Source organism: Stenotrophomonas sp. NPDC077420, assembly GCF_044543385.1.
Taxonomy (GTDB): Bacteria; Pseudomonadota; Gammaproteobacteria; order Xanthomonadales; family Xanthomonadaceae; genus Stenotrophomonas.
In genome coordinates, this window is the sequence record NZ_JBITVZ010000004.1 from 208,294 (window position 1) to 220,999 (window position 12,706).

Below are 12,706 nucleotides of genomic sequence, written 5' to 3' on the forward strand. Positions count from 1 at the left end.
TCGGGCTTGCCTCAATACACCGGCAACGATATGAAGCTGGCCTGGCCCGGCGCATGCCACACCTGCTGGGTCGCCTTCTGGTAATCGCCCGGCTTGGCCAGGTAGATGTTGGGCACGAAGGTCTGCGGGTTGCGGTCGTACAGCGGGAACAGGGTCGACTGCACCTGCACCATCACGCGGTGGCCGGGCTGGAAGACGTGGTTGGCGGTGGGCAGGCCAAACCGGTAGTCGAGCACCTGGTTGGCGGCGATCGCCTTCGGTTCGCTGAAGCTCTCGCGGTAGCGTCCGCGGAAGATCGCCATCGACACCGCCAGCTCATAACCGCCCATCTCCGGCGTGGACGGCACCTGGTCGGGATACACGTCGATCAGCTTCACCACCCAGTCGCTGTCGCTGCCGCTGGTGGACGCCTGCAGGTTGACCTGCGGCGCCCCCCCGATGCGCAGCGGTTCGGTGAGCGGTTCGCTGACGAAGGTCAGTACGTCGGGTCGGCCGTCCACGAAACGCTGGTCCTTGACCAGCCAGGTGGTCCACATGTCGCGGTCGGCGAAGCGCACCGGGCGGGGGACGAACGGCACCGGCTTGGCCGGATCGGACACGTAGTCTTCATGCGTGGCCTCGCCCGCCTGCGGCGCCTCGAACGACAGCCTGCCACCGGCACGCAGGTACAGCGGCCGGGTCTGCGCGGCCGCGCGCGGCCACTGCTGCAGCTTGTCCCAGCGGTTTTCGCCGGTATTGTAGATGAGCACGGGCGGCGTATCGGCCTTGGCCGCGCCGTCTACTAGATACTGGTCGAAGAACGGCTTGAGCACGTCGCGGCGGAACTGCAGCGCGGTATCGCCATCGAACTTCAGGGCGCCCAGGCTGCTGCCGTCGTAGTTCACCTGGCTGTGCCGCCATGGGCCCATGACCAGGTAGTTGAGCGTGTTGCCGGTGTCGCGCGGTTCCATCGCCGCGTAGCTGTGCACCGCGCCCCACATGTCTTCCTGGTCCCACAGGCCCTGCAGCCACAGGGTGGGAACCTTGAGGGGGGTGCTGGCCATGCGCTTGTCCAGCGCCTGTTCCTGCCAGAAGGCGTCGTAGGCCGGGTGCTCGACCAGCTTGTGCCACCATGGCAGCTGTTCAAGGCCATTGGCCTTGGCATAGTCGCCGGCCGAACCGGCGCGCAGGAAGGTGGTGTAATCGTCGTAGCCCTGGCTGGGAATGGCCGGCCCCTTGCCGCGCTTGGCCAGCTGCCCGGTGAAATAGCCGAAGTTGACCTGGCGGAAGGCGCCGTAGTTGAGCCAGTCATCGCCCATCCAGCCATCGATCATCGGGCTCTGCGGGGCGGCCACTTTCAACGCCGGATGTGGGTTGGTCAAGGCCATCACCACGGTGAAGCCCTCGTACGACGAGCCCAGCATGCCGACCTTGCCGTTGCTTTCGGGCACATGCTTGACCAGCCAGTCGATGGTGTCCCACGCATCGGTGGCATGGTCGACCTTGGTGGCATTGAGCGGCCCGCGCAACGGGCGGGTCATCACGTAATCGCCTTCGGAACCGTATTTGCCGCGGATATCCTGGAACACGCGGATATAGCCGGCATCGACGAACACTTCATCGCCCTGCGGCAGGATGTCGCGCATGTGCGGCGAGTCCATGCGCTTCGCACGGTTGGCGGCATCGTAGGGCGTGCGGGTCAGCAGCATGGGCGCGTTCCGCGCGCCCTTGGGCACCACGATCACCGTATACAGCTTCGTCCCATCGCGCATGGGAACCATCACTTCGCGCTTCTCGTAGTCATACCCCGCAGTGGGGGTGACGAAGCCCTTGGCCGGAATATCCGGCGTCATCGGCGCGGTCTGCGCCGACACGCTGGCAGCGATCATCAGGCTCAGCAACAGCACAGGCACGACACGAACACGCATGGCTCTCTCCGGGAAGGTGATGGCAGGCAACTCCCGCAGCCTAGCGCTGTTTCCCGCCACCCGATATGTGCCTTTGGTTGGCCGCCAACGGCCTTCTACAGCAAAGCCTTCATAGCGGAAGCCTTGGTCTGCGGATGTCCCTGGCTCGGGTCGGCGTGTCCCGTCCCGCCCCGCCCGCGCCGGCCCAGACCAGAGACACCCGTGGACGAGTGCTCTGGCTCTGGCTCTGGCTCCGGCTTTACTTCACCACACCCCCACTCAACACCATCGGCGAGGTCTGCAGCGGCTCGTTGGCCGAACGCGAAAGCTGCAGTTCGTAACGGCCTTCGGCGATCTTCCACTGCTTGTCGGCCGTATCGAAACTCGCCATCGCCTTCGGTTCGGCCTCGATACGGATCCGGCGCGACTCGCCCGGCTGCAGCATTACTTTCTGGAAGCCGATCAGGCGGATCGGCGTGGTGCTGCCTTCCGGCAGTTTGAGGTACAGCTGGGCCACGTCCGCGCCGGCCACCTTGCCGGTGTTGCGCACGTCCACCGTCGCCACCAGGCGCTGGCCCATCGCCGTGTAGGTCAGGTTGTCGTACTGGAAGCGGGTGTACGACAGCCCGTGGCCGAACGCGAACTGCGGGGTCAGCCCCTTGGCCGCGAACCACTTGTAACCGACGTTCGCGCCTTCGATGGTGTAATCGATGGTGTCGTCCGGCTTGTGCTTCGGGGTGAAGCCCAGCCCGTTCACGTGCGGGCGCGGCAACTGCGACGCGTCCACCGGCCAGGTCACCGGCAGGCGCCCGGACGGATTGACCTTGCCGGTCAGCAGCGCCGCAATCGCCTCACCGCCGCGGATGCCCGGGTACCACGCCTGCATCACCGCCGGCACCTGCTGCAGCCACGGCAGCTCCACCGGCCCGTTGGTTTCCAGCACCACCACCGTCTTCGGATTGGCCTTGGCCACCCCCGCGATCAACGCATCCTGGTTGTCCGGCAGCCGCATGTGCGGCAGATCGACCGACTCGGCCGACCACTGCGTCGCGAACACGATCGCCACGTCCGCCGCCGCCGCAGCGCGCGCCGCCGCCGCCACGTCGCGGCCGTCCACATACTCGATGCTCGCCTCCGGGCGCTCCGCCCGCAGCGCCTGCAACGGCGACGACGGGTGGAAGATCACCGGACCCGGCCACGTGGTCGGCAGCACGCCCGGCACCGCATTGGTACCGCGCGCGGTGAACCCCACGTGCGACGAACCGCCGCCACCGATCACGCCCTTGTCCGCGTGCCCGCCGATGACCACGATGCGCTGCACGTCCCTGTCCAGCGGCAGCAGGCTGTTTTCGTTGCGCAGCAGCACGCTGCCTTCTTCCACCGTGCGCTGCGCGGCCGCGAAACCGGCCTCGACGTCGATCGGCACGTGCTGGGGCGGCAGGTCGAAGTTGCCATGCGCGAACATCGTGCGCAGGATCCGCGTCACCATGTCGTCCAGGCGCGCCTGCGGCACCACCCCGCCGGCCACGGCCAGGCGCAGCGGCTGGTCGAAGTACACCGCCTTGTCGAATACCTCACCGGCCGACTGCTGGTCCAGGCCGGCCAGCGCCGCCTTCGAACCGCTGTGCACCCCGCCCCAGTCCGACATCACGAAACCCGGGAACTTCCATTCCTGCTTGAGCACCTGGTTCATCAGGTAATCGTGTTCGCAGCCGTAGGTGCCGTTGATCCTGTTGTACGAACACATCACCGAGCCCGGCCTGCCCTCGGCCATCGCGATTTCGAACGCCAGCAGGTCCGACTCGCGCATCGCCTGCTCGCCGATCTCGGCGCTGTGGAAATTGCGCGAGGTTTCCATGTCGTTGAGCGCGAAATGCTTCATCGTCGAAATCACATGCTGGCTCTGCACGCCGCGGATCGACTCACCGACCAGGCGACCGGCCAGCAGCGGATCTTCACCCGCATACTCGAAATTGCGGCCGTTGCGCGGATCGCGCTGCAGGTTGACGCTGCCCGCCAGCAGGATGTTGAAGCGCTGCTGCCAGGCCTCGCGGCCCATCGTGGCGCCCCCGGTGAACGCGATCTGCGGGTTCCAGGTCGACGCCGTGGACGGCCCCGACGGCATCGCCGTGGCGATATCGCCCTTGCGGATCCCACCCGGGTTGGTCACGCCCACGCCGGCGTCGGCCGACTGCTGCGCCGGAATGCCCAGCCGCGGCACGCCCGGCACGAAACCGGCCGAGCCCACCGCGCCTTCCGGCAACGGCCCGCCGTCCTTGCCCAGCCCGAAGTAGCTGTGCAGCATCTGGAATTTTTCATCCACCGTCATGCGCGCGACCAGCAGCTTCGCGCGTGCGTCCGCGCCCAGCCCGGTGTCCATCCACGGCGTATCGCCGCCGAGCGGCGCGCTGTAGCCCAGCGTCACCAGCTCGCCACCGATGCTCGAATCGGCATCCAGGCGCAGCTTGACCTGCTTGGCGGTGGCGGCATTGAAGCCGGCGCTGTAGACCGCATCGCGGGTGACCGCAGCGAATCCTGCGGTGGTCGCGGTTTCCGCGTCGGCGCCGAGCAGTACCGCAGGCGCGCCCAGGCGCGAGCCGTCCACCAGCGCCTTGACCGGGGTGCCCTCGGCATCGCTGTCGGCAGCACGCGTATACAGCGCCACCACGTGGCGGCCGTCGTTGAGCCGCAGGTAGTTCAGGCCCGGCGCTTCCACGCCCGATTCGGCTTCCACCGGCAGCCGCGACAGCACCACGCTACCTCGTTGTTCGGCAGCGGCCGGATCGGCGCTGACGAAACGGTAGGTGTAGCCCAGCTGGTCGGCCAGCGCCGCCAGCGGGTCCGGTGCCAGCGCGGTGTCCATCGTGTCGGCCGCACGGACCACGTTGCCGATGGTCAGTGCATCCACGTCCAGCGCCTGCAGCTGCGCGGCCACCGCAGACGCATCCAGGTGCGAGGGCGCCTGTTCCAGGCGCAGCACGGTGAAGGCATCAGCGGCGGCGGTCGGCGCCGCCGAGGCGGCTGCGGCAAGCGACACGGCAATGGCGGCCGTCAGGGCCAGCGGCTTTGTAATCGTTTTCATAAGCGGGCGAAACACCTTTTGCTGACGCAGAAAATCCAGGGAGTCTTGCCGCAGAAGGGTGCAGCGCCGTAGTGGCAGACACCGGGCCCACGGCCCGGTCTCGGGAACTACACGGGTACGCCGGCCACGATCAGGCCCCTCCGCCTGTCGCTACAGCCACCGCATCCGCCGGGTGGCGTGTCCGGCACCCATCCGGTCAAGGGTCGTTCACCGCGTTCATCCGTGTCAACAGGTGTTCAGTTTTACTCACCGCGGGAACAGATCAGGCCCGTCAAGTCAAAGCCTATTGACCCGCTTGAATTGATCGAAATGTTTGCCTTGCCTTGATTGCAAATCAACCTCTAAGGTGTATATTCAACCCGACCACGGAAGGACGCATGCATCCGTCGCCGCCCAGTACTCGCCCGGCTCCAACGCCTTTTGGGATCACGGTCCGATCTGACGGCGTATGGGAAAAGCAGACCCCTTCGTATTCACTTGATCAGGTCAAGCAGGTAGTGCGCCAGTCCGGCGCAGGCGTCTTTGGTTTCAAGGCGGTCGCTGGTGTTGCTGCCATGCAATTGAACATGCATCAGGCAGTGAACACGATTCTCAGGCTACGCACAGACCATTTCTTCAAATCCATGACCGCCGCGGCCGATACCACGCACACGCTTTGGCAGGACGTCTATCACGGACCTACTGAAAATGGCCTGGCCTATATCAAGTTCATGCTGTGGTTTCCCCCTGCTGCGTCGAGTACAGCAGCGCCCCCTGCCCCCAAGCTGGTCATCTCCTTCAAGAGACTCTGAGCATGACGTCCGGACATGAGTACCCCACGCTTGCCTCCTGCCAGTGCCCGTCATGCGGCGCTCTGGATTCGCTGGTTGCCTTCGCCGGCGGTTTGCCGCTTGCCAGTGGACATCGGACGATCGAGGTCACCCACCTCACCGGCCAGCGTTGCGAGCAGTGCGGAGAAGCATTTCTGGATGACCCCAGCCAGGCACGTTATGTGGCTGCCGCAGATGCGCTGGTTGACCAGGTCCGCCGGGAGGCTGGCGCGGAACTGCGCCGCGTGCGGCGAAAACTTCGCCTGAGCCAGCATGAGGCGGCAGCCATCACCGGCGGCGGTCCCAATGCCTTTTCGCGATACGAGACCGGTAAGGCCCAGCCGGTGGCAGCGGTATTCAACCTGTTCCATCTGCTTGATCGCCACCCCGACCTGCTGGAAGAAATTCGGGAAGCGGCAACTGCGGGGATGATGCTTCCGCAAGCCAAGGTCCACAACGGTTCCTAGTTCCGTCGTGGCAGCCACAGCGTTCAAGGCTGACCGAAAACGCTGTCAGACATCGTGCACCGGCTCGATCACCACAGTATCGGTCGCCGCCAGGGGTCGGCCTTCCGAGTCGCTCAGCAGCAGGGACGCCAATGGGCGTCCGATCAGCAGCGACCAGCGGTCACGGGCGGTGTGTTGATTGGGGGGCTGGGGTCTCTCTTCTGGCGTTGGGTACGTGGGGACGTTGGCACGGCGAATTTCATTAGCAATTTTGCTAATTGGCGGTAGCATGTCGGTCTCAACCCTTGACACCCGCGCTTTCGATACTTGCCTCCATGTTCAGGTTTCCCGCCCATTTCGCTTTGTTCCAGCCCTCCCGGGAGGTGCCCTGATGGGCGCGGTGCGGGCACTGGAACAGCTGCTGGAAAGCCGCCAGGTCTGGCGCGGGCAGCCGCGCGGTGCGGTTGCAGAGACCCCGGCGCACCCCACCGGGCACCCGGCGCTGGACGCCCGCCTGCCCGGCGGCGGCTGGCCGCCGTCGGCGCTGTCCGAAGTGCTGCTGTCGGCGCCCGGCCAAGGCGAGCTGGCACTGGTCTGGCCGACCCTGGCCCGGCTCAGCCAGCAACAGCAGACCGTGGTGCTGGTGGCGCCGCCGCACCTGCCGCACGCGCCCGGCTGGGCCGGTGCCGGGATGGCCCTGGGCCAGCTGCAGGTGGTCCATGCCAGTCCGCGCGAGGCCTTGTGGGCGGCCGAACAATGCCTGCGCTCGGCCGCCTGTGCGGCGGTACTGTGCTGGCCCGGCCACGCCGACGACCGCACCCTGCGCCGGTTGCAGGTCGCGGCCGAAACCGGGCAATGCCTGGGGTTTGCCTTCCGCGACAGCCGGTTGGCGCGCAACCCCTCCCCGGCCCCGTTGCGGCTGCAGCTGGAGGCCGGCCAGGTGCGGGTCCTCAAGTGCCGTGGCGGCCAGGCACCGGCGCAGCCGTTGCCGCTGGCCGTGGCCCATTGAGGCGCCGCCATGCAGTGGGCCTGCCTGTTGCTGCCTCAACTGGCGCTGGATGCCGCCCTGCGCCAGCAGCCCGATCCCCGCGCGCCGCTGGTGCTGGTGACCGGCCCGGCGCAGCGCCGGGTGCTGCATGCGGTCAGTCCCGCCGCGCGCCAGCTCGGCCTGCGCCGCGGCATGCTGCTGTCGGCCGCGCAGGTGCTCACCCGCGACATGCTCACCGTGGAATACGACCCGCGCGCCGAGCAGGACACCCGCCAACTGCTGGCCAGCTGGCTGTACGGCATCAGCTCGCAGGTTAGCCTGGCCTTCCCGCATGCGCTGGCGCTGGAGATCGGCGCCAGCCGCGCCTTGTTCGGCGACTGGCCGGCGATTGAACAGCGCCTGCGCGAGGGCCTGGAGGAGCTGGGTTTCCGCCACCGCCTGGTGGCCGCGCCGAACCCGCATGCCGCCTGGGTACTGACCAGCGTGCACGCCCGGCTGGGAGTGGACGCCAGCACGCTGGAACCGGCACTGGCGCAGCTTCCGATCGACCGCAGCGGCCTGCCCACCGACGCGGTCACGGTATTGGCGCGCTCCGGCCTGCGCAGCCTGGGCGCCGCCTTCGCCCTGCCCCGCGACAGCCTGGCGCGGCGGTTCCCGGCGCAGGTGCTGGCGCACCTGGATGCGCTGCGCGGCATCGGCGCGCTGGCGCCGCTGCAGTACTTCCGGCCGCCGGACCGGTTCGATGCGCGGATCGAGTTCGACTACGAGATCGACTCCACCCAGGCCCTGCTGTTCCCGCTGCGCCGCCTTACCGCCGACCTCGCCGCCTTCCTGTGTTCGCGGGATGGCGGCGCCCAGCAGTTCGACCTGTGGTTCGAACACGAACGGCACCCGGATACGCGGCTGAGCATCGGCCTGCTCGCGCCCGAACGCGACGCGGCGATGCTGTTCGAACTGGCGCGCAACCGCGTCGACCACCTGCGCCTGCCCGCCGGCAGCCGCGGCCTGCGCCTGCAGGCCGACCACCTGCCCCCGTTCGTCCCCGCCGCGCGCGACCTGTTCGACCCGCGCCCGCAGCAGGCCATGCCCTGGGAACAGCTGCGCGAACGCCTGCGCGCGCGGCTCGGCGACGACGCCGTGCAGGGCGTGGCACTGCGCGCCGAACACCGCCCCGAACGCGCCACCGGCCCCGCCGCCCCGGCGGCCAAGGGGCCGCCGCCGGTAGTGCCGCTGCGCCCCGGCTGGCTGCTGGCCACGCCGCAGCCGCTGTACGACCCGGACCTGCGCATCCTGTCAGGCCCGGAACGGATCGAATCGGGGTGGTGGGACGAAGACGATGTGCGCCGCGACTATTACGTGGTGGAAACCGCGCTGGGCCAGCGCGGCTGGGCCTATACCGCCGCCGGCGCGCGGCATGGACCGTTCATGCTGCACGGCTGGTTCGCATGAGCAGCGCCCTGCCCGACTACGCCGAACTGCATTGCCTGTCGGCCTTCAGTTTCCAGCGTGGTGCCTCGATCGCCGACGAACTGTTCGCGCGCGCGAAGGAACAGGGCTACCACGCCCTGGCGATCACCGATGAGTGTTCACTGGCCGGCATCGTGCGCGCCTGGCAGGCGGCGAAGAAGCACCAGCTGGCACTGATCACCGGCGCCGAATTCCAGATCGAGGACGGCCCCAAGGTCGTGCTGCTGTGCACCGACCTGGCCGGCTATGCCGGGCTGTGCCAGCTGATCACCACCTGCCGCCGGCGCGCCGCCAAGGGCCAGTACCGCTGCCTGCGCGGGGACTTCGATGCCCTGCCCGACGGACTGCTGTGCCTGTGGGCCGACCGCGTGCCGCAGGCTGCCGATGCGGCCTGGCTGCAGGCACGCTTTCCGCACCGCCTGTGGCTGGCGCTGGAGCTGCACCGCGACGCCGACGACGTGCAGCGCCTGGAGGCGGCGCTGGAATTCGGTTACGCGCACGATGTGCCGGTGGTCGCCAGCGGCGACGTGCACATGCACGTGCGTCGCCGCCGTGCGTTGCAGGACACGCTCACCGCGATCCGCCAGCACTGCACCATCGCCGACGCCGGCTGGCATCTGTTCCCCAATGGCGAACGCCACCTGCGCACCCGCCAGGCGCTGGCCGCGCTGTACCCGCCGGAGCTGCTGGAGGAAACCCTGCGCGTGGCCGAGCGCTGCCGCTTCGACCTGGCCCAGCTGCAGTACACCTACCCGCGCGAGCTGGTGCCGGCCGAGCACGACCCGGCCAGCTGGCTGCGCACGCTGGTGGAGGAAGGCATGCGCTGGCGCTGGCCCGGTGGCGCCACGGATGGGCAGCGCCGGCAGATCGAGCACGAACTGCGCCTGATCCACCTCAAGCAGTACGAGTCGTACTTCCTGACCGTGCACGACATCGTGCGCTTCGCCCGCAGCCAGCAGATCCTGTGCCAGGGCCGGGGCTCGGCGGCCAATTCGTCGGTGTGCTTCGTGCTGGGCGTGACCGAAATCGACCCCAGCCACATGGAACTGCTGTTCGAACGCTTCATCTCCGAAGAGCGCGACGAACCGCCGGACATCGACATCGATTTCGAACACGAACGGCGCGAGGAAGTGCTGCAGTACGTGTTCAACCGCTACGGCCGCGAACGCGCCGCGCTCACCGCCGTGGCGATCAGCTACCGCGGCCGCAGCGCGGTGCGCGACGTCGCCCGCGTGCTGGGCCTGCCGCCGGACCAGGTCAACGAACTGGCCGCCTGCCTGGACCGCTGGAGCAGCCACGAACCGCTGCCCGAGGCGCTGCGCGAACGCGGTTTCGACCCGGACACCCCGCTCATGCAGCGGGTGGTGGCGCTGACCGCCGAACTGGTGGACTTCCCGCGGCACCTGTCGCAGCATCCCGGCGGCTTCGTGATTTCCGAACATCCGCTGTCGACCCTGGTGCCGGTGGAGAACGCGGCCATGGCCGATCGCACCGTGATCCAGTGGGACAAGGACGACCTGGATGCCACCGGGCTGATGAAGGTGGACTGCCTGGCCCTGGGCATGCTCACCGCCGTGCGCAAGTGCCTGGCGATGCTGCACGATCAGGGCGTGCGCGACGCGGACGGACAGCCGTTGAGCATGGCCCGCCTCCCGGCCGGCGATGTTCCCACCTACGACATGATCTGCCGCGCCGACACGCTCGGCGTGTTCCAGATCGAATCGCGCGCGCAGATGGCCATGCTGCCGCGCATGCAGCCGCGCTGCTTCTACGACCTGGTGATCGAAGTGGCGATCGTACGCCCCGGGCCGATCCAGGGCGACATGGTCCACCCCTACCTCAACCGCCGCAAACGCCTCAAGGAAGAAGGCATCGAAGAAATCGACTACCCGCCGGAACTGGAGAAGGTGTTCAAACGCACCCTGGGCGTGCCGCTGTTCCAGGAGCAGGTGATGCAGCTGGCGGTGGCCGCGGCCGGCTTCAGTCCCGGCGAAGCCGACGCCCTGCGGCGCTCGATGGCCGCCTGGAAGCGCCACGGCGGCCTGGAACCGCATCGCGACAAACTGCTGGCCGGCATGGCCGCGCGTGGCTACAGCCGCGACTACGGCGAGCGCCTGTTCGAGCAGATCAAAGGCTTCGGCAGCTATGGCTTCCCGGAAAGCCACGCCGCCAGCTTCGCGCTGATCACCTATGTGAGCTGCTGGCTCAAGTGCCACCACCCCTCCGCGTTCGCCGCCAGCCTGGTCAACAGCCAGCCGCTGGGCTTCTATACCCCCGACCAGATCCTGCAGGACGCGCGCCGCCACGGGGTGCCGGTGCTGCCGGTGGACGTGCGCCACAGTGCGTGGAACTGCACCCTGGTGCCGGCCACGCAGCCCGGCGCCCTGCCCGGCATCCGGCTGGGCCTGCGCATGGTCGATGGCTTCAGCGAAGAGGTGGCCGACGTGCTGGTCCAGGCCCGCACCCGGCATGCCTTCGACAGCGTGGCCGACCTCAGCCAGCGCGCACGCCTGGACCGTCGCCACCAGGGCCTGCTGGCCGACGCCGGTGCGCTCAAGGGCCTGAGCGGGCACCGCCACCGCGCGCGCTGGGACGTGTCCGGGGTGGAAAAGCCGCTGCCGCTGTTCGAGAGCGTGCGCGCCACGGCAGAAGCCGACGTGGCATTGCCCGCCCCCAGCGCCTTCGAGGACATGCAGGCCGACTACAACAGCACCGGCACTACCCTCGGCCAGCACATGGTGTCGTTCATTCGTACCGAACTACAGGCGCGCCGTTGCCAGCGCTCCGACCAACTGGCGCAGCTGCCGCATGGGCGCAGCGTGCGTTTCGCCGGGCTGGTGCGCATGCGCCAGCGCCCGCAGACCGCCAGCGGGGTCACCTTCCTCACCCTGGAAGACGAGTGCGGCATGGTCAACGCGGTGGTCTGGCGCAGGACCGCCGACCGCCAGCACCGCGTGCTGGTGGAAGCCCGGCTGATGCAGATCGATGGCCGGCTGGAACGCGTCGACGGCGTGCAGCACCTGATCGTGCAGCGCATGCACAACCTGGACACGCTGATCGACGGCGTGCGCACCCACAGCCGCGATTTCCATTGACCTGCCGACCTCTCGGAGGTGGCGCTTGAACCTCAACGCGGCAATCGCACCCTCCCGGGTTTCCAGCACTATCCAGAACGAATAACGCACCGGCACGCGCACATCCAGTCAACGGGCGGCAACGACCACGCGGTGCTTCGGAGCGAGCCAGCTGTGACCGGTTTCACGTAGATGACAGATACAGAGTTTTCCGACTGGTGTCGCAATCACCGCTTCGGCTATCGTCGCATCCATCCAAGGATCCGGAGCCGGCCATGTCGCGTGCACTCACCCTCACCACCCTGGCCGTGTCCAGCCTCGCCCTGCTGGTCTCGGGCTACACCGCCGTGCGGCTGCACCAGAGCCAGTCCGACCAGCGCGTCATCACCGCGCGCGGCCTGGTCATCCAGGACGGCAGCGGCCAGGCCCGGGTGATCCTGGGAGCGCCGCTGCCCGACCCGCTCAGCAAGGGCGTGCCGCAGGGCCCGCGTGCCTCGCCGTTGTCCGGTCTGGTGCTGCTGGGCGCGGACGGCTCCGAACGGGGCAGCTATGGCACGGCCGATGTCGGCGACGAAGCCTCGCTGACCCTGGACGATGCCAAGGGCACCACCGAAGTATTCAAGATCACCGCAAACCCCGACCGCGGCGCCACCCTGGTGATCAAGCACCAGAACAGCACCGGCGCCATGCTCACCTCATGGCAGGGCAAACCCGAGCTGATCTTCCTCAACGACAACGGCCAGTCGCATTACATCCGCCCGGGGACCGCTGCTGCACCCTGATACCGCCGCCCGACCCACGGTCGGGCGCTACCGACGCTGGAACGAATCCGCCGGCGGTCCCCGCACCGTGAACAATCAACTCACCGATAGCGCCCGACCGTTGGTCGGGCGGCGGCGCAACGCGCCGGGCAGTTGGCCGCCATGCGAAAATGGACGCACGCCCGTTGCTGGT

8 protein-coding genes are annotated in these 12,706 nt (G+C 68.1%); 6 read left to right on the forward strand and 2 right to left on the reverse strand.

The features are described from left to right. Positions 1 to 11 precede the first annotated feature (11 nt). Both ACIGII_RS05900 and ACIGII_RS05905 read right to left on the reverse strand, forming a co-directional pair. Positions 12 to 1,907: a CocE/NonD family hydrolase gene (locus ACIGII_RS05900; RefSeq protein WP_399634417.1), complete on the reverse strand. Its 1,896-nt coding sequence runs from the start codon at positions 1,905 to 1,907 to the stop codon at positions 12 to 14. A gap of 238 nt (positions 1,908 to 2,145) precedes the next feature. Then, positions 2,146 to 4,968 (reverse strand): beta-glucosidase, encoded by a 2,823-nt coding sequence (locus ACIGII_RS05905; RefSeq protein WP_399634415.1) that lies wholly within the window; start codon positions 4,966 to 4,968, stop codon positions 2,146 to 2,148. A 377-nt stretch (positions 4,969 to 5,345) separates the two neighbouring features. Here ACIGII_RS05905 and ACIGII_RS05910 point away from each other — a divergent pair, with 377 nt between their 5' ends. The 6 genes from ACIGII_RS05910 (at position 5,346) to ACIGII_RS05935 (ending at position 12,534) form a co-directional block, all read left to right on the forward strand. Beyond that, positions 5,346 to 5,759, forward strand: coding sequence for a type II toxin-antitoxin system MqsR family toxin (locus ACIGII_RS05910; protein WP_399634414.1), 414 nt, complete (start codon positions 5,346 to 5,348; stop codon positions 5,757 to 5,759). A gap of 2 nt (positions 5,760 to 5,761) precedes the next feature. After that, the gene (locus ACIGII_RS05915) at positions 5,762 to 6,244 is read left to right on the forward strand and encodes a type II TA system antitoxin MqsA family protein (RefSeq protein ID WP_399634413.1); all 483 of its coding nucleotides are present in this window, start codon (positions 5,762 to 5,764) and stop codon (positions 6,242 to 6,244) included. 370 nt (positions 6,245 to 6,614) lie between these two features. Then, positions 6,615 to 7,232, forward strand: a complete 618-nt coding sequence (imuA, locus tag ACIGII_RS05920; protein WP_399634411.1) for a translesion DNA synthesis-associated protein ImuA — start codon at positions 6,615 to 6,617, stop codon at positions 7,230 to 7,232. A gap of 9 nt (positions 7,233 to 7,241) precedes the next feature. Further along, positions 7,242 to 8,660 (forward strand): Y-family DNA polymerase, encoded by a 1,419-nt coding sequence (locus ACIGII_RS05925; RefSeq protein WP_399634409.1) that lies wholly within the window; start codon positions 7,242 to 7,244, stop codon positions 8,658 to 8,660. Then, positions 8,657 to 11,773, forward strand: coding sequence for an error-prone DNA polymerase (locus ACIGII_RS05930; protein ID WP_399634407.1), 3,117 nt, complete (start codon positions 8,657 to 8,659; stop codon positions 11,771 to 11,773). Before ACIGII_RS05925 ends, ACIGII_RS05930 begins: the two co-directional genes overlap by 4 nt. A 254-nt stretch (positions 11,774 to 12,027) precedes the next feature. After that, positions 12,028 to 12,534, forward strand: a complete 507-nt coding sequence (locus tag ACIGII_RS05935; protein WP_399634405.1) for a hypothetical protein — start codon at positions 12,028 to 12,030, stop codon at positions 12,532 to 12,534. The last annotated feature ends 172 nt before the right edge of the window (positions 12,535 to 12,706 follow it).